Source organism: Ciceribacter ferrooxidans, from assembly GCF_004137355.1.
Lineage (GTDB): Bacteria > Pseudomonadota > Alphaproteobacteria > Rhizobiales > Rhizobiaceae > Allorhizobium > Allorhizobium ferrooxidans.
Genome location: NZ_SDVB01000106.1, coordinates 104,110 through 128,760, shown reverse-complemented (window position 1 = coordinate 128,760; position 24,651 = coordinate 104,110). Strand labels below are relative to the sequence as shown.

At 62.4% G+C, this 24,651-nt stretch carries 20 protein-coding genes and 1 pseudogene; 10 read left to right on the top strand and 11 right to left on the bottom strand.

The genetic code is table 11. The features are described from left to right. Nucleotides 1-122: 122 nt before the first annotated feature. On the bottom strand, nucleotides 123-1,709 hold the full coding sequence (locus tag EUU22_RS03835) for an ABC transporter substrate-binding protein (RefSeq protein ID WP_112691296.1): 1,587 nt from the start codon (nucleotides 1,707-1,709) through the stop codon (nucleotides 123-125). A 129-nt stretch (nucleotides 1,710-1,838) separates the two neighbouring features. After that, nucleotides 1,839-3,170, bottom strand: a complete 1,332-nt coding sequence (lysA, locus tag EUU22_RS03830; RefSeq protein WP_129330768.1) for a diaminopimelate decarboxylase — start codon at nucleotides 3,168-3,170, stop codon at nucleotides 1,839-1,841. Nucleotides 3,171-3,331: 161 nt separating this feature from the next. Between lysA and EUU22_RS03825 the strand changes: the two genes are divergently transcribed. The 3 genes and pseudogenes from EUU22_RS03825 (at nucleotide 3,332) to EUU22_RS03815 (ending at nucleotide 6,317) form a co-directional block, all read left to right on the top strand. After that, the gene (locus EUU22_RS03825; protein WP_245484900.1) at nucleotides 3,332-4,306 is read left to right on the top strand and encodes a LysR family transcriptional regulator; all 975 of its coding nucleotides are present in this window, start codon (nucleotides 3,332-3,334) and stop codon (nucleotides 4,304-4,306) included. 57 nt (nucleotides 4,307-4,363) lie between these two features. After that, nucleotides 4,364-5,394: pseudogene (locus EUU22_RS03820) on the top strand (IS481 family transposase). A gap of 160 nt (nucleotides 5,395-5,554) precedes the next feature. Then, nucleotides 5,555-6,317, top strand: a protein-coding gene (locus tag EUU22_RS03815; RefSeq protein WP_129330767.1) for an IS5 family transposase whose coding sequence is annotated in 2 segments (ribosomal slippage) — nucleotides 5,555-5,877 and nucleotides 5,876-6,317 — 765 coding nt in all. Because the reading frame shifts where the segments join, the coding sequence is not laid out codon by codon here. Between the two features lie 192 nt (nucleotides 6,318-6,509). On the opposite strand, the gene EUU22_RS03810 is transcribed toward EUU22_RS03815, so the two are convergent. Continuing rightward, the gene (locus EUU22_RS03810) at nucleotides 6,510-7,679 is read right to left on the bottom strand and encodes a polysaccharide biosynthesis/export family protein (RefSeq protein ID WP_112691293.1); all 1,170 of its coding nucleotides are present in this window, start codon (nucleotides 7,677-7,679) and stop codon (nucleotides 6,510-6,512) included. Nucleotides 7,680-8,433: 754 nt separating this feature from the next. Beyond that, entirely contained in the window at nucleotides 8,434-9,096 is a 663-nt protein-coding gene (locus EUU22_RS03800) for a GntR family transcriptional regulator (protein ID WP_129330766.1), read from the bottom strand. 371 nt (nucleotides 9,097-9,467) lie between these two features. Here EUU22_RS03800 and EUU22_RS03795 point away from each other — a divergent pair, with 371 nt between their 5' ends. The 5 genes from EUU22_RS03795 to EUU22_RS03775 are packed head-to-tail and all read left to right on the top strand — an operon-like array spanning nucleotide 9,468 to nucleotide 15,733. Further along, a complete protein-coding gene (locus tag EUU22_RS03795; RefSeq protein WP_129330765.1) occupies nucleotides 9,468-10,754 on the top strand; it encodes an NRAMP family divalent metal transporter in 1,287 nt (428 codons plus the stop codon). 11 nt (nucleotides 10,755-10,765) lie between these two features. Next, nucleotides 10,766-11,530 carry a LamB/YcsF family protein gene (locus tag EUU22_RS03790; protein WP_129330764.1) on the top strand — a complete coding sequence of 255 codons (765 nt, stop codon included), beginning with the start codon at nucleotides 10,766-10,768 and terminating at the stop codon, nucleotides 11,528-11,530. 15 nt (nucleotides 11,531-11,545) lie between these two features. Beyond that, entirely contained in the window at nucleotides 11,546-12,352 is an 807-nt protein-coding gene (locus EUU22_RS03785; RefSeq protein WP_129330763.1) for a putative hydro-lyase, read from the top strand. A gap of 7 nt (nucleotides 12,353-12,359) precedes the next feature. Continuing rightward, nucleotides 12,360-13,994 carry a 5-oxoprolinase subunit B/C family protein gene (locus tag EUU22_RS03780; RefSeq protein WP_129330762.1) on the top strand — a complete coding sequence of 545 codons (1,635 nt, stop codon included), beginning with the start codon at nucleotides 12,360-12,362 and terminating at the stop codon, nucleotides 13,992-13,994. An 11-nt stretch (nucleotides 13,995-14,005) separates the two neighbouring features. Next, complete coding sequence (locus EUU22_RS03775; RefSeq protein ID WP_129330761.1) at nucleotides 14,006-15,733, top strand: acetyl/propionyl/methylcrotonyl-CoA carboxylase subunit alpha; 1,728 nt, start codon at nucleotides 14,006-14,008, stop codon at nucleotides 15,731-15,733. 340 nt (nucleotides 15,734-16,073) lie between these two features. Here EUU22_RS03775 and EUU22_RS03770 read toward each other — a convergent pair whose 3' ends face one another. From EUU22_RS03770 to EUU22_RS03750, 5 genes are all read right to left on the bottom strand, one after another. Beyond that, the gene (locus EUU22_RS03770; RefSeq protein WP_129330760.1) at nucleotides 16,074-17,333 is read right to left on the bottom strand and encodes a type II toxin-antitoxin system HipA family toxin; all 1,260 of its coding nucleotides are present in this window, start codon (nucleotides 17,331-17,333) and stop codon (nucleotides 16,074-16,076) included. Beyond that, on the bottom strand, nucleotides 17,330-17,560 hold the full coding sequence (locus EUU22_RS03765) for a helix-turn-helix transcriptional regulator (RefSeq protein ID WP_129330796.1): 231 nt from the start codon (nucleotides 17,558-17,560) through the stop codon (nucleotides 17,330-17,332). The genes EUU22_RS03770 and EUU22_RS03765 overlap by 4 nt, the downstream gene beginning before the upstream one ends. A 496-nt stretch (nucleotides 17,561-18,056) precedes the next feature. Further along, entirely contained in the window at nucleotides 18,057-19,145 is a 1,089-nt protein-coding gene (locus tag EUU22_RS03760; protein ID WP_129330759.1) for a fascin domain-containing protein, read from the bottom strand. A 43-nt stretch (nucleotides 19,146-19,188) separates the two neighbouring features. Further along, entirely contained in the window at nucleotides 19,189-19,608 is a 420-nt protein-coding gene (locus EUU22_RS03755) for a hypothetical protein (protein ID WP_129330758.1), read from the bottom strand. Between the two features lie 29 nt (nucleotides 19,609-19,637). Beyond that, entirely contained in the window at nucleotides 19,638-20,084 is a 447-nt protein-coding gene (locus EUU22_RS03750; RefSeq protein WP_129330757.1) for a cupin domain-containing protein, read from the bottom strand. A 101-nt stretch (nucleotides 20,085-20,185) separates the two neighbouring features. Between EUU22_RS03750 and EUU22_RS03745 the strand changes: the two genes are divergently transcribed. Further along, nucleotides 20,186-21,133 (top strand): LysR family transcriptional regulator, encoded by a 948-nt coding sequence (locus EUU22_RS03745; protein WP_129330756.1) that lies wholly within the window; start codon nucleotides 20,186-20,188, stop codon nucleotides 21,131-21,133. A 173-nt stretch (nucleotides 21,134-21,306) separates the two neighbouring features. Further along, nucleotides 21,307-22,476 (top strand): ATP-binding protein, encoded by a 1,170-nt coding sequence (locus EUU22_RS03740; RefSeq protein WP_129330755.1) that lies wholly within the window; start codon nucleotides 21,307-21,309, stop codon nucleotides 22,474-22,476. Between the two features lie 111 nt (nucleotides 22,477-22,587). On the opposite strand, the gene EUU22_RS03735 is transcribed toward EUU22_RS03740, so the two are convergent. Together EUU22_RS03735 and EUU22_RS03730 are read right to left on the bottom strand one after the other, a co-directional pair. Continuing rightward, a complete protein-coding gene (locus EUU22_RS03735; protein ID WP_129330754.1) occupies nucleotides 22,588-23,121 on the bottom strand; it encodes an NADH-quinone oxidoreductase subunit B family protein in 534 nt (177 codons plus the stop codon). Nucleotides 23,122-23,136: 15 nt separating this feature from the next. Continuing rightward, on the bottom strand, nucleotides 23,137-24,648 hold the full coding sequence (locus EUU22_RS03730) for a hydrogenase large subunit (protein WP_129330753.1): 1,512 nt from the start codon (nucleotides 24,646-24,648) through the stop codon (nucleotides 23,137-23,139). Nucleotides 24,649-24,651 lie beyond the last annotated feature (3 nt).

Below are 24,651 nucleotides of genomic sequence, written 5' to 3'. Positions count from 1 at the left end.
TTCTTTCATGGTCGGTCGCCGGATCGAAGGCCGCACCGGGACGGGCCTTGAGGAACCGGGAGGGATGGATGAGAGCATAGAGACGCGGCGGGTCCCGAACGAGACCCGCCGCGCAACAGGTCTTACTCGACTTCCATCTGGTAGTAGCTCATGTCGCTCCAGCCGTTCCACGGAACGGTGAAGTTCTTCACGCGCGGCTGAACGATGTAGGTGTGATCAAGGCTGAACAGCGGAACCCAGGCCGCGTCTTCCTGCACGATCTTCTCATTCATCTTCTGGTAGAGGGCGCAACGCTCCTCGGGATTGGTCATCGTGCGCGCCTTGTCGAGCGCTGCGAAAACCTCCGGATCGTTGTTGTTGTAGCCGCGGACGGCCGTGCCGCTCTTGGAGAAGAAGGTATAGAAGAAGTTGTCCGGGTCATTGAAGTCGGCCGACCAGGTCTGCGTATAGTTGTCGACGGTGCCGGCCTTGCGGGCGTCGAAATAGGCAGACTCGTCCATCATCTTGATCTGGGCGTTGAAGCCGGACGCCTTGATCTGAGCCTGGATGATCTGGTTCATGTCAGACCACTTCGACGACCAGCTGCTGACCTGGGTCAGGTTGATGTCGACACCGTCCGGATAGCCGGCTTCGGTGAGAAGCTGCTTGGCCTTTTCCGGGTTGTATTCGATCGGCGTCGCTGAAGCGTAGCAGACCACACCGCGCGGAATGACGCCGTTTTCGAGCATGCCCTTGCCGTAGAAGTTCTTCTCGAGGATTTCCTTGCGGTTGATCGCCATCTGGAAGGCCTTGCGGACGCGCACGTCGTCGAAGGGCTTCAGTGCCTGGTTGATGTGGTAGTAGTAGATGCCGACGCGCGGGCCTGAGCGAATCTGATCCTTCCACTTGTCGCTAGCGAGGAAGTAGGGCAGCTGCGTCATGGCGTAGTCGACGTCGAAAACGTCAAGCTCGTCGGATTCGAACAGCATGCGCAGGGTTTCGGCGTCAGCCACGACGCGAACAACGATCCGGTCCAGCTTCGACCGGCCCTTGTAGTAGTTCTCGTTGGCTTCCATGACCTGGCTGTCGTTCAGGTTGTATTCCGTGAGAATGAACGGACCGGTACCGTTGGTGGTCTCCGGCGAAAGGCCGAACTGGTCGCCGAGCGGTTCGGTGAACTTGCGATTGAAGATCGAGGCCTGCGGGCTCGCCATCAGCGCGATGAACGCGGCATAGGGCTCCTTGAGGACGATCTTCACAGTGTAATCGTCGACAGCCTGCAGACCGCGGACGGTCGCTGCGGTTCCGTCCAGACGCTCGCTTGCGCCATCGACGAAATCGAGAATATCGGTGCCGAGCGCCTTGGTCTTCGGGTCCAGCATGCGGTCGAAGGTGAAGACGACGTCATCGGCCTTCAGCTCTTCGCCGCTGTGGAACAGGACGCCCTTGCGCAGGTGGAAGGTATAGGTCTTGCCATCTTCGGATATGTCCCAGCTTTCGGCGAGGCCGGGCGTGAGCTTCGACTGGCCGGGGCCGCTGGTTTCGGCCTCGACAAGCCGGTCGAAGATATTGAGCGGCAGCGTGTAGGCGTCCGAGGTCTTCTGGACGTCGGCCGTCTTCGGATCTTCGGTATAGGCGATCCGCAGCGTGTGATCGGCGGCGAGTGTCGGCGACATCAATGTCAGGCCGAGGAGGCCGGTCGTTACCAAGAGTCTGAGTTTATCAAGCATTCGATTCTCCTTCTTCTTTGTTAGTTCCCCAATCCGCAGATGCGGGCGACCCTCGCCCGGCTCTGCGTCCGTTCCGTAGCGGAACGGCTCACGGCCCGCCCCTTCAAGGGGGCAGGCCGAGCAAGATGTTCAGCCGGCAGCCTTCCGCGCCGGGGCAGAGCCGCTCTGCCAATCACCGGCGTCTTCCAGCTCCAGCATTTCGCGAATGCTCTGCCGGCGGCGGATGGTGCGGAAGTGATCGCCATCCACCAGAATCTCGGCCACGAGATCGCGCGAATTGTAGGTCGATGCCATCGAGGCGCCGTAAGCACCGGCACAGTCGAAAGCGAGGAGAGTGCCTGCCTTCAGCTCGCCAAGCCCCTCATAGGCGCCGAAATCATCCGAGCTTTCGCAGATCGGCCCGACGATCCTGTAGCGGGGCGATGCGGCCGCCCCTTTCGCCTGATGGAACGGCAGGGCAGGATGCTTGGCATCGTAGAGCGCGGGGCGCACGAGGTCGTTCATGCCCGCGTCGACGATGGCGATAGGACCGTCCTGGCCGTCCTTGAGATAAAGCAGTTCGGTGACCAGGAGACCGGCACGGCCGACCAGCCAGCGGCCCGGCTCAACGGTTAGATGGCAGCCGAGATTTCCGACGGTCTCGGCGATGATCGCGGCATATTCGGCGATATCTGGCCCCGGATTGTCACCGACGGCGATGCCGATGCCGCCGCCAAGATCGAGACGCGGAACCTCGAGGCCCTTTTCGCGCAAGGCCGTCACCAGCGCTGCCATGGCGGCGAAGGCGCGGCGGAAGGGAGAAAGATCCTGCACTTGCGAGCCGATATGAACGGCCAGCCCTTGCACATTGAGCTCCGGCCGTGCGGCGGCCCTGGCGTAGAGTTCGGGAATGTCGTCGATGGCGATGCCGAACTTGCTGCCCCTTGTCGCCGTGGTGATCTTGGCGTGGGTCTTGGCGTCGACATCCGGGTTGACGCGTAGCGCGATCGTGGCGCGAAGGCCGAGAGACCGGGCGACCTCCGCGACAACCTCGATTTCAGCAGCCGATTCGACATTGATCTGGTGGATGCCAGCCTCGAGGGCGCGGGCAATTTCGGCCCGAGTCTTGCCGACACCGGAAAAGATGATTTGCGAGGCCGGCGCGCCTGCGGTCAGTGCCCGCTCCAGTTCACCGGCGGAAACGATGTCCATGCCGCAACCGCATTCGGACAGAAGCCGGAGCACCGCGATATTGCTGTTCGCCTTAACCGCAAAACAGATCGAAACGCCGATGGGGCTCAATGCGTCGGAAAGAATCGAATAAGCCCAGCGCATCGCCTCTGCCGAGTAGCAGTAGAACGGCGTGGGAACCTCTCTTGCGATGTCGTTGAGACAGAGGTTTTCCACATGTAGTTCACCGGTGCGATAGTGAAACCACTCCTGCTGGTTTGACTTAAGCTTCCTGGGGTTTGTTATTGCCATGTTGTCGTGTCATCCCATCACGAATGTCGGCCTGTCTGACCGTCGAACGTGTGAGTGATTTCAGATATTGTCATGCTTGAGAAATAAATACTAAAGCCGTTTTATGCAGATTCGATATATGAACAACCGCTTTTATTGATTTTTGTCATGCCCAGAGGGGCGTGACCGATGCGGGCAATCCCCCGCTCCAGGCTTTGAATAGGGGGCCGTATATGCGTCTCAACCAGCGTCAGATCGAGGTTTTCAACGCGGTGATGGTCAACAAGAGCGTCACGGCCGCTGCCGCCGCACTCGGGACCTCGCAACCGACGATTAGTCGCGAATTGCGCGAAATGGAGCAGCGGATCGGCTTCGATCTGTTCCTGCGATTCGGCAAGCGACTCACCCCCACCAACCAGGCATTGCTGTTGCATGAAGTGGTGCGCCGGTCCTTCGTCGGCATGGACGAAATCAGCCGCGCGGCCTCCGCGATCCGCACTTACAGCGCCGCGAATTTCCGTATCGCCACAATTCCGGCCTTCGCCGAATCTGTCATGCCCCGCGTCGCTCAGCGGCTGCAAGAGAGCCGTACGGCCGTGCATCTCTCCCTCCACTCGCTGGAAGAGCTTTCCCTCCAGCACGAGGTGTCGACCACCGTCTTCGATCTCGGCGTCACCGAGGGACGGTTTGAGCAGCAGGGCGTCGTCAGCCAAGTTATCGAGGTTGGCGAACTGGTCTGCGTGCTACCGATCGGCCACCCTTTTGCCGGAAAAAAGGTCCTTCAGCCGGAGGATTTCAACAACGAACCCTTCGTCTATTTTTCCCAGGACGACCCCTATAGGCGAAAGCTGGACGATATCTTCTTCGAGGCCGGGATTACCCGCAGCTATGCCGTCGAAACCACGACGGCGGCCAGCGTCTGTTCCATGGTTTCCGCCGGGCTTGGCGTCTCGATCATCAATCCGCTGACCGCCGAAAACCACATCGGCAAGGGCGTCGTGCTGCGTCGCCTCGGCGTCAGCGTTCCCTATGCGCTCGTGGTATGGCGCCCGGCCAAGAGCAGCCGCTCGCGGCTGGCGGAGCGTGTCATAGCCACACTTGGCGACGTGACAGCCGCAATGCGCCGGAATTTGCAGGCAGAACTGAACAGAGACTAGGTGTTTAGTCCCGGCATTTGATGGTGCATTATTCGGCCAGGAATGGAAGGATGCGCTATGGGTCAGATTTTACACGGGAGCGCCCGCACGACAGAGGCAGTCTGTCGAGCGATACAACATAGTCAAGAGAGCCTGAGGGTTCTGGCGAAGCGTTATGGGATCAACCAAAAGACGGTAGCGAAGTGGAAGCGGCGGACAGCGGTCAAGGATCTGCCAACCGGTCCGAAAGACGTGCACTCGACGACGCTTTCAATCGAAGACGAGGCGATCATCGTTGCCTTCCGCCGGCACACACTGCTACCGCTTGATGACTGCCTCTATGCTCTGCAGGCCACGATCCCGCATCTGACGCGCTCGTCCCTGCATCGCTGCCTACAACGGCATGCGATCAGCCGATTGCCAGAGGTGGCGGGCGGCAAGGAACCAAAGAGGAAGTTCAAGACCTACCCGATCGGTTACTTCCACATCGACATCGCCGAAGTGCGTACGCCGAAGGCAAACTTTATCTTTACGTGGCGATCGACCGGACCAGCAAGTTCGCCTTCGTCCAGCTGGTGACCAAAACGGGCAGGACATCAGCGTCCGCCTTTCTGGTCGCGCTGATCGCGGCCGTACCCTACAAAATCCATACCGTCCTGACGGATAATGGCATCCAGTTCACCTTCCCGCCGCGCTACGCCGACGGACCCACGGCCACCTACATGACGCACATGTTCGACGTGCGTTGTCGTGAGAACGGGATCGAGCACAGGCTCACCAAAATCAAGCATCCCTGGACCAACGGCCAGGTCGAGCGGATGAACCGAACGATCAAGGAAGCGACTGTCAAACGTTACCATTACGACAGCCATGCCCAGCTAATCGCGCACCTCCACGACTTTGTCGATGCCTACAATTACGGCCGTCGGCTCAAGACGCTGCGAGGCCTCACTCCCTACGAATACATCTGCAAAATCTGGGCAAGCGAGCCAGAACGGTTTACACTCAATCCGCACCATCAAATGCCGGGACTAAACAGGCACAACAGTCGGCGAGACGGGGTCGGAAAAACCAGGTTGAATCAGGGTGTCATGAGCACGCCGTTGTGATGTGGATCCGATCTGCGAACTCCCATACGGGCCAGCAGCGCTATTGCTGCACCAAAGGCCGGACAGATGGCAGCATCCGACTACGTGCAAGCCCATTTTACCACTTGCGTCTGCTGGGGCGTCCACAGATGATTCAAGGCTTCCGAACAAGGGAGCCTTCATGACGCGTCGCCGCTACGAACTTACGGACCACGAATGGTCAATCCTTTCGCCACTTCTGCCCAACAAGCCTCGCGGCGTTCCTCGGGTCGATGACCGCAGAGTGCTGAACGGCATCCTTTGGCGGTTCCGGACAGGTTCGCCCTGGGCGGAAATCCCGGAGCGCTACGGTCCGCCGACCACCTGCTACAATCGCTTCGTCCGCTGGCGGAAGGCCGGTGTCTGGGATCGGCTTCTTGAGGCGGTTTCCAAGGCTTACGATGGCGATATCGTCATGATCGACTCGACCTGTGTCCGTGTTCACCAGCATGCGGCCACGGGAAAAAGGGGATGGAGATGATGGAGGCATGGGACGTTCCCGTGGCGGGCTCACGAGCAAAATCCACGCGCTCGTTGACGCCGAAGGACGTCCCGTCAACCTCCGCCTGACTGGTGGCCAGGTCGCCGACTGCACAGAGGCCGACACGCTGATGGACGAGCTTGGCGAAGGAGATATCCTGCTGGCTGACAAGGGCTATGACACCAACGCCATTCGGGCCAAGGCTGCCGGGCGAAAAGCCTGGGCCAATATCCCGCCGAAGACAACCCGCAAGGGCTCTTTTGTCTTCTCGCGCTGGGTTTACCGGCAGCGCAATCTCGTGGAGCGCTTCTTCAACAAGATCAAACAGTTCCGGGGCATCGCAACCCGATACGACAAGCGTCCCGAAAACTATCTCGCCGCTGTGAAGCTCGTCGCAACAAGAATTTGGTGTCAAAGTCTATGAGTCGACTGCCTAGAACGCAAATTTCCCCGGCGTGCTCGTCACCCGCGCCGCAGACTGCGATCGTCTGGCGGGTCGACGACCACAGGCGGTCACGGCATTGTGCAGCAGAGAAGCGGGTCGTAAGGATGACGTCTTTGAGACCTCTCACCATGCCGCTGCGACCCGCCTCCGGAATGAGGAAGATGTGTGCCGTCACTGGTTCGCTATGAGCTGAGCCGTTCGCGCTGTGGCAACCGGTGTCGACACAAGCCTCATGAACTTCTGGAAATCGACGGTCGGATGGCGGGATGCGTAGACGACGTCGCGGCTCTTGATCGGGAAATTCTGCCCGATGATGAGGCTGTCGGCAACCGACATGTCGAAACGATAGACGATCGGGTATTTGCCTTCCTTGTTCGGCGCCATGCCCTTCGAGAGAAGGTCATGGAACCGTTCAGGACCCAGTAGGTCCGAAACAATCTCGGGCTCTTCGTAACGGAAGACAAAATAGCCTTTCGCGTCGATACGTTCGTCGCTTCCGCCTCCAGCCAGCGCGATGGCCTCGAGGAGGTTGACGTCGTTGGCGCCGAACGGAATACGTCCGTTCTTCCAGACTTCTCCGAGAGCAGTGAACGTGCGCGGGTCCTGAGTGACGAATATCTGGTCCTTCGGCTGTACGTAGATGTTTTCCGATGGATTATCGATGATCGATTGGAGCAAGGCGGTGCCGGTCTTGTTGCCGCGTGTAAGCGTCACATAAGATTCGTAGGGCTGCGTGGCTGGACCGCCTGCCTTAGCGATCACCTCCATGATCGTTTCGCCGGAGAGCCCGAGCGGTACCATCGAGGGCTTGCCCACAGCGCCGGAGACCGTCACGTTTCGAGATGCGGTGCCGGCACTCGTTACGATCACGTCAGGCTCAACAGCTTTGTTGACCAGAGAACTGAGGACGGCCTGGCGAGCCTGCTCCAGTGTGCGACCGGCAAAGACCACCTGTCCAACATAAGGGATGGCGGCTTTGCCGTCCGGCTGGACGACGATGTCGATGTTCGTCTGCTTGGAGTCCGACGTCGAAAAGAGGCCGTCGGAGCCTGCCTCGAAGATGGTTACGCGCAACTGGTCGCCTACGCCGATCACCGCGCTCTTCGCGCCGCCGCCGATGCCGAAACGCCGTTTGAGGAGGCCGACGGAAAAGTTCGCAACGGTCCTCGCCGTGCGTGCGTCCACGTCGACAACTTCGAATACCGCGGCATTGGCTCGGTGCGACTCGGCGATGGATCGACCGGATTGGGCATTGATATCCGCTGCCAAAGGACCTGCGCCGGGAAGAGCCTGGCAACCTGCCAAGCCAGCACAAACAACCGCCACAACAATACGTTTCAAACTAGGTCTCCCGACAAAGACGGCCCGAAGGCAGACTGCGTTCCCATAGCATAGGAAAATTCGCCATTTCCAGCCGGCAGGCACAAATAAGAATGCACAACCAACAATTTGTGAGCGGACGTATCCTCAAAGCCTCTTGTCATTAGCGCATTTGCCGATGAGTCGAAAATGCCTGATCGCCGACGCAACGATGAATGCGCCAGGTCCAGGTACCCCACCAACATCAAAGGCCGGTTTTGCGTGCTCCCCTCGCGCCCGATGTTGTAGAGGTTTCCAGACTGGGATGTAGCAGCCGAAGCTGTTACGAAACCGTGAAGACGGTGTGCATCAATGTACCAAGACGGGATGCGACGCAGCGATCCTCTCAGATAATCGCGCTGTCCGTCGAGGCGACCACGCTTGAGCATCGTGCGGCGACGTATCTTGCCGTTCCCCATCTCGCTACGGCCGAACCCGATGGCTGCGGAACCGCGGCGGTCTGACGGCGGTCCCGCCCGGCCCACCAGGTCCCGAGTGCATCGAGGAACGGCACGAGGGCCAGCCCGGCGGGCGTCAAGTCGCATTCAACGCCCAGTGGATAACCATCGAAAGCCGTTCGCTCGACGATACCGGCATCTGCGATGCTTTCTCAGTTCCAATGTGAGAATGCGGTGCGCGACAGTCGGATTGTCGCGCCCAAGATCGCTATTCACCCATCCCGTGGTTTGCACCACTCTCGCGCCGAGGACGCCAAATCAGGCGCCCAGGTGCGGGCCTACCCCACCTCCTCGAGCCTTGCAAATGCTGCCAGCACCGTGCGTTCGGACCGTTCGAGATAGGCTTCGAGCGCGCGTGCCGCCTCAACGGATTTGCCCGCTTTCAGCTGCTCCAGGATCGCCGCGTTGAGGTCGACGTAAGGCGCGTGGAGGAACTCCGGATCCTCGAGAAGGCCGAAGCTCAGGCGCAGTTCGGCGGCGATCTGGCCATAGAAGGCGTTGAGCCTCGTGCTGTCGGCGAGGTCGACGATTGCCGCATGAAACGCCATGTTGGCGCTGCCGACGCCGACCCAGTCCTTTGCCTCGCGGCATTTCAGGGCCGTCTCGACGGCCTCATGCATGCGCTGGACGGCCGGATGCTGCGGGTAGGCCTGTTCGAGCGCCCGGCACTCGATCAGACGGCGGACCCGGTAGATGTCGATGATCGAGGCCATGCTCGGCGTGGCGACGAAGACGCCGCGGTTCGGCTCGTGCCGCAGGAGACCTTCCTTGGTGAGCAGGCGAAAGGCTTCCCGAAGCGAATTGCGCGAGACGTCTAGATTGTCGCTCAGCGCTGCTTCCGAGAGCCGCTGGCCGGGCTTCAGTTCGCCGGCGATCAGCCGCGCGCGGATCTGTTCGGCAAGCCGCTGTGCCAGGGTCAGTGCTGGATCGTGATGTGTCATTAGCCCCTTTCAGCGCGAACGCCGTGCCCTTCCGGCTCCTCCGGTGATCCCTGCTTGTCCCCGGGGCGCCCCCCGCACCTTGCTTCTGCTGGTTTCCGAAACTGGGAGAAACCCTATGGGGCAATATCCCCGAAGCGGGAGGGGAGGCAAGGTCCGCGGGGCGGTCGCGGCGAATATGCGCAGAAGGAAGGCAGTTTCTGCACATATCCACACCGCTACGCTCAACAGAATGGCAGAATGATGGATCCAGAAAAGAAAATTGTTGAACAATCTTGACAGAATTGTGAAACGCGGCGACGCTATCTCCGTCGAATACAGCAGACCTGCCCGGCCTCCGCGCACGGGCGGCGATAATCATAAGGAGAGGGTTCATGGAACAGCATTCGATATCCCAAAGTGCCGGCCCGATGGCCGATGCTCCGCTCGCCACGCCGGGCAGCCAGTCGGCCAAGTCGCGTCGCGCGTCGCTCACCGCCGCCATCTTCCTGATGGCGACTTCGGCGATCGGTCCGGGCTTCATCACCCAGACCGCTACCTTCACGACCAAGCTCGGCGCCGCCTTTGCTTTTGCAATCCTCGCCTCGATCGTCATCGATTTCGTGGTCCAGCTCAACGTCTGGCGCATCGTGACGCTGACGCGCATGCGCGCCTCCGACATCGCCAATGCCGCCATTCCGGGAACCGGCTACGTTCTCGCTGTGCTGGTCATCGTCGGCGGTCTCTTCTTCAATATCGGCAATATCGGCGGATCCGGCCTCGGCCTCAATGCCATGCTCGGCCTCGACCCCAAATGGGGTGGCGCGATCAGCGCCCTGATCGCAATCGGCATCTTTCTTTCCAAGCGTGCCGGCGTCGCCATCGACCGGCTGATCATCGTCGCCGGCGTCATGATGATCCTGCTGACGCTCTACGTCGCCGTCGTCTCCGGGCCACCGGTCGGTGACGCGCTCTATCAGACCATCCTGCCCGCCACGATCGATTTCGCGACGATCACGACAATCGTCGGCGGAACGGTCGGTGGCTACATTACGTATTCCGGCGCACACCGCCTGCTCGACAAGGGAACGGTCGGCATCGAAAACCTCGGTGCCGTCAACCGTGCCGCACTTTCCGGCATCGCGGTGACAGGCCTCATGCGCTACGTGCTCTTCCTCGCAATCCTCGGCGTCGTCGCAAGCGGTGTCGTCATCGATATCTCCGGCAAGGGCGCCAACCCGGCGGCCCAGGCCTTCGAGGCAGCCGCCGGCAATGTCGGTCTGCGCATCTTCGGTGCCGTCCTGTGGTTCGCCGCCATCACCTCCGTCATCGGCGCGGCCTATACCTCGGTTTCCTTCCTCACCGCCTTCAAGCCCGACATCAGCGAGCGTGCCCGCAATCTCGCAACCGTCGTCTTCATCGCCGTCTCGCTCTTCTTCTACGTCGTGATCACCACGCCGCCGGCGCAGATGCTGGTCTTCGTCGGTGGCCTCAACGGGCTCATCCTGCCGATCGGTCTTTCGATCTTCGTCTATGCGGCCTGGGCCCGTTCCGACCTCATGGGCGGATACCGCTACCCGCGCTGGCTGCTCGTCCTCGGTGCGGCGGTCTGTGCGCTCACCTGGTACATGGGCTACAAGTCGATCGGTCCGATCTTCGCACTGCTGACGGCAACCGCATAAGGAGGCTTTCAATGACCGCCATCGACCTCAACAGTGATCTCGGCGAGGGCTACGGCGCCTGGAAGGTGGGCGACGACGAGGCGATGCTCGCGATCGTCTCCAGCGCCAACGTCGCTTGCGGCTTCCATGCCGGCGACCCCGCCGGGATCCTGAAGACGGTGAAAGCGGCGGCCGAGAAAGGTGTTTCGATCGGGGCGCACGTCTCCTATCCCGATCGCGTCGGCTTCGGCCGGCGCGACATGGATGTGACGAGCGGCGAGCTCACCGCGGACGTCATCTACCAGATCGGCGCCCTCAAGGGGATTGCCGCCGTCGCCGGAACGACCGTCGGCTACGTCAAGCCGCACGGCGCGCTCTACAACCGCATCGCCCATGATCCGAAGCAGGGACAGGCCGTGATCGACGCCATCATGGCGGTCGATCCCTCGCTGGTCCTGATGGGGCTTGCGGGCTCTCCGATCCTCGACCTCGCCCGCAAGGCGGGGCTTCAGGTGGTGGCGGAAGCCTTCGCCGACCGCGCCTACCAACCGGACGGCCAACTCGTCTCGCGCCGTGAGCCCGGCGCCGTGCTGCACGACGCGCAGCTGATCGCCCGGCGCATGCTGCGGCTCGCCTATCAGGGAACGCTGGAGGCGATCGACGGCTCGACGGTCACGATCGATGCGCAATCGATCTGCGTCCACGGCGACAGCCCCGGCGCCGTCGCCATCGCCCGGGAAATCCGTCGCGCCTTCGAGGCCGATGGCGTCCGTGTCCGTTCCTTCCTTGCAGACTGACCGGAGGAGACGGGCATGATCGCTCCTGAATACCTTCGCCACGTCGATGCAAGTCCCGCCCGCGCCGCGCGCGAACGCTATCGTGCCGGCGCCGTTGAGCCGACGTCCGGTGTGGCACCCGGCTTCACCCAGGCGAACATGATCGTGCTGCCGCGCGACTGGGCCTTCGATTTCCTGCTCTACGCGCAGCGCAACCCGAAGGCCTGCCCGGTTCTCGACGTTTCCGATCCGGGTTCGCATGCGACCGTGCTTGCGCCCGGTGCCGACCTGCGCACGGATATTCCGCTCTACCGCGTCTGGCGCGACGGCAGGCTCGCCGAAGAGACGCCCGATGCAACGGCGGCCTGGGCCGAGCATCCCGATCTCGTCAGTTTTCTGATTGGCTGCAGCTTCACCTTTGAAACGCCGATGATCGAGGCCGGTATCGAGATCCGCCATATCACCGACGGCTCCAATGTGCCCATGTATCTGACCGACCAGCCTTGCCGGCCCGCCGGACGGCTCAAGGGCAATATGGTCGTCTCCATGCGACCGATCCCCGCCTCCCGTGTGGCCGATGCCGCCACGATCTCCGGCCGCTTTCCCGCCGTTCATGGCGCTCCGGTGCATGTCGGTGCGCCGGAATTGATCGGCATCCGTGATCTCTCGAAACCGGATTTCGGCGACCCGGTGCGTATCGAGCCGGGCGAAGTACCGGTGTTCTGGGCCTGCGGGGTGACGCCGCAGGCAGCCGTCATGGCGTCCGGCGTACCGTTTGCCATCACGCATGCGCCGGGGCACATGTTCATCACCGATATTCCCGATTCCGCTTATCACGCCTGAGGTCCGCATGCGCTTTCTGCCTGTCAGCCTGACGACGATCCTCGTCGAGCTTGCCGATCTCGACGAGACGCTGGCGCTTTTCGCCTCGCTTCAGGCCGATCCAATCCCCGGCATCGAAGACCTAGTACCGGCCGCACGCACGCTGATGATCCGGTTCCGGCCGGAGCGGTTGAACGCGGCGACGCTCGCCGCGGCGATTGCGGACCGCGATCTTTCGGATCGTGCCGCGCCTTCCGAACACCTTGTTGAAATCCCGGTGCGGTATGATGGTGAGGATCTGGACGAGGTCGCGCGGTTGACCGGGCTCTCCGTCGAGGAGGTGATCCGCCGACACACGGAAAGCGAATTCACGGTCGCCTTCTGCGGCTTTGCGCCGGGCTTCGGCTATCTGGTCGGCGGTGACCCGGCGCTCGAAGTGCCGCGGCGGCAAAGTCCGCGCACCCGCATTCCGGCGGGCTCGGTCGCGCTCGCCGGCGCCTTTTCAGGCGTCTATCCGCAGGCGAGCCCCGGCGGCTGGCAGATCATCGGCACGACGCCCGAAAAGATGTGGGACCTTTCCCGTGATCCTCCGGCACTCTTCCAGCCCGGCTACCGCGTGCGCTTCTTCGACCTCGAAAAGCGCCGGAGCTCGACTGAAACGGTAACATCGGCCGCGACGACCGTGGAGAAGGCGGCAGACGAGACTGGGAGCGGACCCGCGGCGCCTGTGTTCAAGGTTCTCGCCGCGCCGATCCCCGCGCTTTTCCAGGATCTCGGACGTTTCGGCCAGACGGGGCAGGGGGTCTCGGCATCGGGCGCTCTCGACGAGGGCGCATTGAAAGCCGCGAACCGCGCCGTCGGAAATCCGCCCAACTGGCCCTGCCTCGAAATCACGCTCGGCGGCTTCTCCTTCGAGGCGACTGGCCGCGCTACCATCGCCTTTGCCGGTGCGCCCTGCCCGATCCTTGTCCGCGATGCTGCGGGCCGGGAGATCGAGGCGTGCGGTTACCGGTCGATCGCGCTCGAAGCCGGTGACGTCGTGACCCTCGGCCATCCGCCGGCCGGCATGCGCAGCTATCTCGCGGTGCGCGGCGGCTTCGGCGTGAAACCGGTGCTCGGCAGCGCCTCGACCGATACGCTCGCCGTGGTCGGACCCGAGCCGGTCGGCGCTGACGCAGTGCTTGCGCTTGCCGACGAGCGCGAGGGGCTGACGAGTGTGTCACTCACCGAGACGCCGGCTTTCCCGGCACCGAAGGCGGGCGATGTGGTGACGCTCGACGTCGTTCTCGGGCCGCGGACCGACTGGTTCACCGAAGCCGGCTTCGCGAGCCTCACCGATCAGCTCTGGACGGTGACGCCGCAGTCGAGCCGCGTCGGCATCCGGCTTTCGGGCAACCAGCCGATCGAGCGCCGGGACAATGCCGAACTGCCGAGCGAGGGAACGGCGACCGGGGCGATCCAGGTGCCGCACAGCGGCCAGCCTGTGCTCTTCCTCGCCGACCATCCGCTGACCGGCGGTTATCCGGTGATCGGCGCGGTTGCCGAATACCATCTCGATCTCGCCGGACAGATACCGGCCAATGCGAAAATAAGATTCCGGCCGGTCTCGCAATTTGCCGAGATCACGCCGACGGCCGGCCGTGCCGCCGCGGAAAGACAGTGAGGAGACACTCGATGAGAAAAGTCCTGATCGCCAATCGCGGTGAGATCGCCGTGCGGATCATCCGCGCCTGTCGCGACTACGGCCTCCAATCGGTTGCCGTCTATGCCGACCCTGACATGGACGCGCTCTTCGTGCGGCTGGCAGACGAGGCCTACGGCCTTTCCGGCACCCGGCCGGCGGAGACCTATCTCGACATCGAAAAATTGATCGTGGTCGCCCGCCGCTCCGGCGCCGATGCGGTCCATCCTGGCTACGGCTTCCTCTCGGAGCGTGCAGAGTTCGCCTGCGCGGTGATCGAGGCCGGCCTCACCTGGATCGGCCCCGATCCGCAGGTGATCGAGGCGCTCGGCGACAAGGTCGAGGCCCGGCGGATCGCAACCAGCGTCGGCGCACCCCTCGTCGCCGGCAGCGACGGCCCCGTCTCGTCGGCGGGCGAAGTGCTCGCCTTTGCCGAGGCGCACGGCCTGCCGGTCGCGATCAAGGCCGCCCATGGCGGCGGCGGCCGCGGCATGAAGGTCGCCTGGAAGATGGAAGAGATCCCCGAGCTCTACGAATCCGCCGTGCGCGAGGCGACCGCCGCCTTCGGCCGCGGCGAGTGCTTCCTCGAACGCTTCCTCGATCGCCCGCGCCACGTTGAGGCGCAGGTGATCGCCGACAGGCACGGCAATGTCGTCGTGCTCGGCACCCGCGACTGCTCGCTGCAACGGCGCAACCAGAAGCTCGTCGAGGAGGCGCCGGCTCCGTTCCTCACCGACGCCCAGCGCGAGACGATCCACGACGCATCGCGCAGGATCTGTGCCGCGGCCGGCTATTCCGGCGCCGGCACGGTCGAGTTCCTCCTCGGTGTCGACGGCACCATTTCCTTCCTGGAGGTGAACACCCGCCTGCAGGTTGAGCATCCGGTGACGGAGGAGACGACCGGCCTCGACCTCGTCGTGGAACAGTTCCGCATCGCCGAAGGTCTGCCGCTCCGTGTCACCGAGACGCCGGCGTCGCGCGGTCATGCGATCGAATTCCGCATCAATGCCGAGGATCCCGGCCGCGGCTTCCTGCCGACGCCCGGCCGCATCGGCGCCTTCGTGCCGCCGTCAGGTCCCGGCATTCGCCTCGACAGCGGCGTCGAGACTGGATCCTCGATCTCCGGCGTCTTCGATTCGCTGGTGGCGAAGCTCATCGTCACCGGCGCGACGCGGGAAGAGGCGCTCAAACGCGCCCGCCGCGCGCTCGCCGAGTTCCGGATCGAAGGGGTGACGACGGTGCTCCCCTTCCACCGCGCGGCGATCGAGGCGGAGGATTTCGTCGGTGCAGACGGCTTCAAGGTCCATACCCGCTGGATCGAGAACGAGTTCGCCGGACGGCTGGAGGCGGAAGCGCGGCCGGAGCCGGTCGCCGAGCCCGCGCTTGTCCGTACCCATGTCGAGATCGACGGACGCCGGCACGAGCTTGCGCTTCCGGCACTACTCTTCCAGGGCTTTGCTGCGGCGCCCGCCGGCGGAAACGCACCTCAGGTTACGCCCGCCGCCGACCCGGCCATCCTCTCGGCGCCGATCGCCGGGACGCTACAGGCCTGGAAGGTCGCCGACGGCGACAAGGTGGAAAAGGGTGACCTGCTCGCCGTGATGGAAGCGATGAAAATGGAGACGCAGGTGACGGCAACCCGCAGCGGCATCTTCCGACTTGTCGCGGGAACCGGCAGCTATCTGGAAGCAGGCGCCACCCTCGGCCGCTACGAGGAGTAGAAGGCGGACACTGGTCAAGGTGGGGCCGCTCCGATCTGCGTCGTCCTCAAAAGCAGTCTACGTGATCGGGACTCCATTTCCCAAGACAGCCGATCGGATTGTCCCGGGGCACAAACCGAGGTCGCAATGATCTTGGATTATAACTGTGACAATTCAGTATGATACGGAAAGATCCCTCGCGCTCGTCAAGGGCCTTTCCGATTGAACATTGGCTGCAGACCTCATCTTTGCGCGTCCGTGCTGTAGCAAAATGTCTTGATTGCAGGAAAAAAATTACACGCAAAGATAGCTCTGGACAGCTTGCGCCTTTGCCTCAGAGAGATATACCTTACGGGGCAATTCAGCGCAGCGTCAGCGAAACCATTTGCGCTCGGCCTTCGATCATCTCGCGTAAATCTGTCAGATCTTGGCCACTTATGGTACTGCCGAAGGTGTCCACAACGCGACCACTCTCACTGAAAACAGCGTCGCACAGCTCCGCAACCCGACGACGGAGGAGCGGCAAACCGATGCCAGCGTCGTTGGCAAAAGCCTCCCACCCATCGGCGTCCAATTCCGCAAGGGTGGCGCGCCTTCCGATCCTCATGGCCATTTTCGGTGAGAGATCCGGATAGGTCACAGTGGAAATGAGATCGTACAACGGAGCCATCCTCGGCCCCTGATCGTCATAGAGGATCGAGAAATTCTTGCCGTGAGCATCGGCATTGCCGACAATAAGATTGAAGATTGCGGCATCCAGCAACTTCAGAACATCCGTAGCCGGGCGAATTGATACGCGTCGCAATAGCTCGAAACAGTCCGTGAAGGTCGGTCCGCCTTCGCTCGCATACTTGGTTTCCGGTGGCACGCCGAGGGCTTGGCAAAAATCTTCCTGGTGAATACGGCGCACGACGCCGCTGTCATCGCGGAAGCGGTCATATCTTTCGACCAGGAGAAACGGGCGCCCCTCCGCAGACCTCGGTTCGACGGGTGCAACGTCTAAGCCAATTGCAGCGGCGAGCCTCATTACAAAAGCTTCGTTTTCGGTCGTTCCATTGAAGCGTGCGATCGGCGGCTTCAGGATATGGGTGGTCGCCCGGCCGGGAAGTGGAAGGGCAACCTGGCCGTTGATCAGTACAACAGGGACCTTGGATTGCGCACCAGCCAGCGATAGTCTCAAACCTTCTTGACCCGCCAATAACGGCCGCGTCGGAAGTGCATCCAGCACGCGAGCGATGCCCGCCTCGTTCAAAGGCGTTGGCTGGCCTTTAATCGGTCCCGTGTTTGTGGGGTCCTGGCCTGCCGGTAACAGCTGAAGAGCGCCGGCAACGTCACCGCCCAGGCGATCGAGAAGCGCAAAGTCGTTCGCGGGGGAAACGCCCAACGCCTGCGCTGCAATAAGGCGTTGGCTTTCCTCGGGCAGGAGGCCGCCGAAGAAGGGTCGACATTCTCGACGTGAAAAGCGGTCCGATCGCTTCGGCAGAGAAGCGGAAAGCGGGAGTGTCTCACCGTCATCAAGCCAAGCCTGAGCATAGGCAAAGGCGATATCGCCATGCCTGTCCTGCGTGAATTGACCGACAAGGCGACCATCCCACCAGACATTCAGAACCTTGTCAGTCATGGTCTGCGCTCGCCAGGAACCAGAATGTCGATGGAACACCCGAGCGTTTGGAGAACCTGCAGGACCTTCCCGATCTGCGCCGTTGGCTTGCCTGCTTCGAGATCGACGATGAACCGGAGCCCGACGCCGGCAACGCCGGCAAGTTCGTCCTGCCGCAGGTTTTGCTCCTTACGTGCGCTTCGTACCAAAGTGCCGATATCGGCTGGAGTTCTTACCCGTTTTGCCATAATCGCTTTCCCGCTCAGGAAAATATCAGCGCCTTGGCGCCTTGTCGAGGTCAATTTTCCCGATCGGTAAAATTGTTGATGCTGGATGATGTCTGGCGGGATAAATTTCCCGATCGGGTAACTCTCCGCTACACCCTTACCGCTGCAGGCGTGTTCCGGAATCGCTGCTCACGGGACGGAGGTTGGAACTGATTGGAACGCTCGCCCAATCGAGAAACCTGAACCCGCAGGTCACACCAGCGGATTCTCCTCAGGGGTTTCATCGTATAATGGATGATGCGTGTTGCGCCTCCCTGTCAGGCGTTTGAGGCGTGACTCGAAGGCGGCTCGAGTATGCAGTTTCGCCAGTGGTGCCGGGCGAGCTGGTACTGCCTCAGCGCGTGCATCACTGCCCCCCTTCGGCGCACAGGGTTTGACTTGCGGCCGTGAATGACAAGGAAGACCGTCGCCGAAGCCGCCCAAGCCTGCCGCCGCATCTGGGAAGCCGTGGTGGATGTCACCGCGGCTCCACGCAGACGTAATGACCGGTGACGAAGGTCCTGAGCGCAAATTTGCTGCCGGCGAGGGGTTCGATATGGAACTTCTCCCAGGGTCCGATGCTGGTGCGATTTGCGTTGCACTCTCGCCCGCCTCCCGACTCGGCGGTCAGCAGGTGCCCGTTGGCCGTCAGAAAACTCGCCGTCCCGTCCCCATGCTTGATCAAACCCCAGCGCTCCCACGCGCCCACCTTCGGGCGGTTTGCGTAGACGCCCTTTCCGCCTCCATCGACAGCCGAGAAATGACCCATGTGCGAGATCAGCGAAACCTCGCTGCTGTCGCGGCAGGTTCCGATTTCGAACGCTTCCCATTCACCGACCTGGTTGCGGTTTGCGACCACGGGGCCGAAGGTGTTGGGGTCGGGCTCGCTGTCGAGCACCAGGCCCAGCGCCGCGCCGATTGCAAGGCCGAGTGGCGTCCCGATCGAGACCGCATTGGCGATCGCCGCCAGGGGCGCAAACTGCAGTGCGCTTGCAAGAGCCGGTGACTTCGAAATGGCCGCGACGAGCCAGGCGGTGATGGTTACCCCGGCGACGCCGATCCTTGCGCTGTCAGCGAGAAGTTCGAACCGGCCTCCCATCAGGCGGGGATGAACGAGGATCCCCTGGACGCCGACGACACCATTGATCTCCACGCCATTGTTGCCGCCGAGCCGATCCACGAAGTTGATGTAGACGATGGAGGCGAAAAGGGCGCCGGCAACGACCGGAGCCGCGACGCCGGCTGCGGCAAGGAGCGGTCCTCCACCTTCGATGAGAACCTGCCGCAGCTTCGCCGTCTGATCGTGATCGAGGATCAGCGTCCACACCGGACCCTTCATCTTGAACTCGCCGGCCGACGGGCCTTCTCGAACGATCTCGTGGATCGCCTTATAGGTCTCGGGATCGGCCAGAAAGTGGTCGATGTCGAACGCGCCGCCATGCAGGAGCAGCCCTCGTTGCGACCGGTCGGGATCGGCAACACGATCCTCGACGCGCCCGATCGGCCCACCGCGATTGGCGCGGCCTTCAACCTGTCCTTCGGCACCTCCTATCGGTCGGAGAACCATCTGTCCCTCCATCGTTCAACAGGATATCTCGTCGCCCGTCATCTCAGGCGGATTGCACGAGGCCTTGTTCGACTGTCCTCCCTTCGGGCACATCGGCCGTCTTCCGGCTACGGAAGACCACCACGGCAAACAGGAGCATCGACGCGAGGGTGAGAACCGAGCCGACCTTGGCCAGCAACTCGCCTGCACCCGAAAGTGCCATGGCTATTCCCGGGACGATCAGCACCACCCCGGCGGTGGCCACAGCGAAATGCAGCTTCGCCAGCACGTGTTCGCCGGCTTGGGGAACGAGGTGGTAGTAGATGCCGAAGAGTGCCAACGTTACCCAGCCGACGAGATTGAGATGGGCGTGGGCGGCCGCCAGCCTGTGGTCGCCGGTCGCGGCCATGACGATTCCCCAGATCATCCCGAGCGTCACGTAGACGACCGCCGTCATGAAAAACCAGAAGGAGATGCCACGCATGTCCGTTGCTCCTGTTCGCGCTTGCGAGATCAGGCCGCGCCGAGCGGCGGCCCGGTGAATGTCAGGCCGAAACGCGCGCCGATCGCGGTGACCTGATCCATGTCTTCGGGGATACGGCAATTGTGTTCGGCCATTTCGGCAAAGAAGCCTTCGAAGCCGCCGGGGGTCATGATCGTGAGCATTCGGGCCGGCAGATCACCGACGACCCGGAACGTGTGCTCCGTGCCGCGCGGTACGAAGACGACGCTGCCCGGACCTTCCAGTCGTCTTTGGCCATTCACCCAGAACTCCACTTCGCCGGACTGGATGTGAAAGGTCTCGTCCTCGCGATTGTGAATGTGGCGGGGAGGGCCGTAGCCCGGCTGGTCGAGGCTCTCGAAGATGCCGACGCGCGTCTGCGTCTGCTCCGCCGTCAGGGAAATCCTGTAGGTCGTACCGAGCCACTGGACGCTGTAGGGTACCGGACGCGCAACCATCGAAGCCTCCCGCCGTCGTGTCATCGTGATCGATGCGGGAAAGCGTGCCAGATCGGAGTCTATTATTGAAATCGATAGTTGTTATAGAATAAATTCGCCGAATGAATTTATCGAGCTTCGACCTCAATCTTCTGCGGGTGCTCGATGCTCTGTTGCACGAGCAATCCACCGTGCGGGCCGGCGAACGCATCGGCCTTTCGCAGCCGGCGGTCTCCTCGGCGCTCGGCCGTCTTCGCCATGCCCTGAACGATCCACTCTTCGTGCGAGAGGGGCAGCGTCTCGTTCCGACGGAATATGCAAGAAGTCTCGAGTTCCCTCTCCGTCACATCCTGGAGGATGTCGAGGCGCTCCTTGCCGGGCCTGCCAGCTTCGACCCGGCGAACGCCGAGCAGAGCTTCAAGATCTCCGGCTCGGACTTCTTTGCGGAAATGCTGATGCCCTCGCTTGCAAACGCGCTCTCGCGGCTGGCGCCGAAGATCCAGGTGCAACTCGTCGATCTGGTGCCTGACAATTACGTCGGGACCCTCGAAAGGCATGGGATAGACCTCGCCTTCGTGCCGAAGATCGACTTTCCGACCTGGACCGACTACGCGCCGGCCTTCCGCTCCCGCTTCGTGATGATTGCGCGCAGAGGACATCCGCGGCTCGGGCGGGCTGAAGTCCGGGAAGGCGAGATCGTGCCGATCGATCTCTTCTGCGATCTCGGCCACGTGGTGTTCTCGCCCGAAGGCAAACTCAAGGCCATGGGCGATGCGGCGCTGGCACGGGTCGGGCGGGAACGGCGTGTCGTCATGACCATGCCGGTCTTCGGAGGGGTCACTAATGCGGTCGCGGGCAGCGACCTCGTCGCGCTCTTGCCGGAGCAGCTCGCGCGCAAGGTGGCGCCCCGTCTGGGCCTCGCTATCTACACGCCACCCATGCCGATCAACCCGGTTCTGATCTGCATGATCTGGCACCGGCGCAACACCAATCACCCGACCCACCGCTGGCTGCGGGACCTGGTTTTGGAGCTTCTTGCACCCTTGAACGACGATGAAGAACGGGCGTAGTTCAGCGTCCGAGGAAGGCGACTGCCTGTTGGTTTTCTGAGTTTTGTTAACAGCCATCGCAGAGAAACCCGCGGTCTCGGCATATCCTCATGCCATACCCGATATCCGCGGCTGCCCCGGATAGGTCGAAAAATAACCTTGCAATTCTGGAATTAGGTTCCATAAATGCAAGGATGATCCCCAGGAGAAAAACCGCGCAGCTCGTTGAGCTACTAAACACCAACCCGGCCGTAGCGCTTCTCGGCCCAAGGCAGGTCGGAAAAACCACGCTCGCCCTTGAGCTTGGCGAAAACCGGTCCGCGGTGTACCTCGACCTCGAATCCGACGCCGACCGGGCAAAGCTTGCAGAACCCGAGCTTTTTCTTTCGAATTTCGAGAACCAGCTCGTCATCCTGGACGAAGTTCACCGGGTCCCGGATCTGTTCCAGAGCCTGCGAGGATTGATCGACCGTGGCCGTCGCAAAGGCATTCGTACCGGCCGCTTCCTTTTGCTCGGATCGGCATCTATTGATCTGTTGAAACAATCTGGAGAAACTCTTGCAGGTCGCATAGCGTATCTCGAACTCGCACCGATCGACGCGCTTGAGGTAACGGAAGGTGACCTCCAAAATCTGTGGCTCCGCGGAGGCTTTCCGGACAGCTTGCTTGCCGCGAGCGATCGGATCAGTCAGCGCTGGCGCCAGGATTTCATCCGGACATACCTCGAACGCGATATCCCGATGCTGGGTCCCAGGATTGCGGCAGAGACATTACGACGTTTCTGGACCATGCTCGCTCACCATCAATCGGGCTTGTTGAATGCAGCGGAATTTGCTCGATCTCTCGGTGTCGACGGCAAGACGGTTTCTTCTTATCTCGACCTGATGGTCGACCTGCTTCTGGTCCGCCGACTTGAGCCCTGGCACAGCAATGTCGGCAAGCGACTGGTCAAATCCCCTCGCGTCTATGTTCGAGACTCCGGCCTCCTTCACACGCTTCTTGGACTGGAAGGCCTGGATGACCTCCTTGGTCATCCAGTGAGCGGAGCTAGCTGGGAAGGCTTTGTGATCGAGACTCTAATTTCCGCTATGCCTGAGGGTTCTCTGCCGCACTTCTATCGCAGCTCCGCCGGCGCCGAGATCGATCTGGTTCTAACGCTGCCTCGTCAACGGCGGTGGGCAATCGAGATCAAGAGAAGCCTCAGTCCAAAAGTTGAACGCGGTTTCCATCACGCGTGCGAAGACATCCATCCCGAGCGACGGATTGTTGTCTATCCCGGTCGTGATGCTTACCCGCTCAGCGCTCAGACCGAGGTTCTTCCGTTACGTCAACTGGCAACCGAACTTGCCGAACTCGGGCAATGAGACGATGTCGAGCGGGCGAGGATCTTCGACGGTCGCAGAGCAGGTGTGATTGTTCCGGGTCTGATCGTATGTTCAGCGTTCTTCGAGCTCCGCCGGGAAGTACTCGGCCTCTCACCTCGCTCCGCGCTTACCTTCCACTCGTTGAAGGAGGGCCAGCAATCCTTCGAGCAAGTGGGTGGGCGAGGGCGGGCAGCCGGGGATATGAAGGTCGACCGGAACGACGTCGGACACGCCGCCCGTCACCGCATAGCTCCCGGCAAAGCAGCCGCCATCACGGGCGCAATCGCCGACCGCGACCACCCATTTGGGGCTGGGCGTTGCGGCATAGGTCCGCTCCAGCGCCTCGCGCATGTTCCTGGTCACCGGGCCGGTGACGAGGAGAACGTCAGCGTGGCGCGGCGAGGCAACGAAGCGGATGCCGAAGCGCTCGATGTCGTAGAAGGCGTTGTTGAGCGCGTGGATTTCGAGTTCGCAGCCGTTGCAGGACCCTGCATCGACCATCCGGATCGAGAGGCTGCGGCCGAGCCGGCGGCGCGCGATCTCGTCGACGGCCCTAGCCAGCTCATCGACTGCCACGTCCGAAGGAGCCGGGCCCTTCTCGGTCAACGGCTTTCGCACTAGGCTCTCGAAGAGGAGTTTGCGCATGGCTTCCGTTCCTCCCTAAAGATCCTGGCCCGAATAGGAGCAGTTGAACGACTTGTTGCAGAGCGGGAAGTCGGCGACGATGTTGCCTTCGATCGCGACCTCCAGAAGTGGCCACTGGAACCAGGACGGGTCGCGCAGGTGGCACCGTTCGACCGTGCCGCTCGCCGAAAGCCGCAGCCAGACGAAAATGTCCCCGCGAAAACCCTCGACGAGGGCCGCACCTTCGCAAGTCCTGGCGAGATCCGGCACGGGAACCGCGACCGGTCCGTCGGGCAGAAGGTCGAGCAGTTGCTCGACCATGGAGAGGCTCTGCTCCACTTCGCGGATGCGTACCCAGACCCGCGCGTTGACGTCGCCCTCGGCGAAGACCGGGACGTCGAAAATGAGCCGGTCATAGGGCGCGTAGCGCAGCACCTGGCGCGCGTCGAAGCCGCGTCCCGAGGCGCGGCCCACATAGCCGCCGGCGCCGTACTGTCGTGCCAGCTCCGGTTTCAGGATGCCGGTCGTGACCGTCCGGTCCTGGAGCGAGGCGGTGTTGTCGTAGAGTTCGACGAGATGCGGGAAGCGCCGGCGGATCTTGGTGACGAGCGCCCGGATTGCGGTAATCCCGTCGCCTTCGAGGTCGGCGGTCACGCCGCCCGGCACGATGCGGTCACGCATCAGCCGGTGGCCGAAGGCGGTGTCGGCGGCGCGCAGCACCTTCTCGCGCAGCACGCCGCAATGGGCGAGCATCAGCGGGAAGGCCGCGTCGTTGCAGATCGCGCCGATGTCGCCCAGATGGTTCGCCAGTCGTTCGAGTTCGGCCATCAGCGCGCGCAGCCAGACGGCCCGCGGCGGCGCCTCGAAGCCGATCGCTGCCTCGACGGCCCGCGCGAAGGCCAGACCGTAGGCGACCGTGCTGTCGCCGGAGATCCGCCCCGCAAGCTTGGCCGCCCGGCCTATGTCGGCGCCGGCCATCAGCCCCTCGATACCCTTGTGAACGTAGCCGAGCCGTGCCTCCAGCCGGACGATCGTCTCGCCGTTCGCGGTAAACCGGAAATGCCCCGGCTCGATGATGCCGGCGTGGACGGGACCGACGGGAATCTGATGCAGGCCTTCACCCTCCGCCGGCAGGAAGGCATAGGGACGGCCGGTGTCGCTCGCAGGCTCCGCCGCGCCGAGGGGCGCGCGGGCGCCCCAGCGCCCGTGGTCGAGCCACGGCCGCGGATCGGGAAGACCGGCCGGCTCCAGTCCGAAGAGATCGCGGACTGTTCGCTCGAGGCGGAGCGCCGGCGGATGATGGCGCGCGACGGAGGGATAGCTCCCGCTCAGGCCTTCGAGGCTGACGACCCCGATCGTTCCGGGCGCCTCGAAAAGCGCCATGTGGACGGCCTTCGCTTCGCCCCAAAGGCCGAGAAGCGTCCAGCGTCCGGTGGCGAGTCCCTCGCTCGCAGCGAGCCAGCCGGCCTCGTCGACGACCGCACGTGCGAACGGGCGATGCTGTTCGACTATTCGGCCTTCGAGGAGGAATTCGGCGAGTGTTGTCACAAC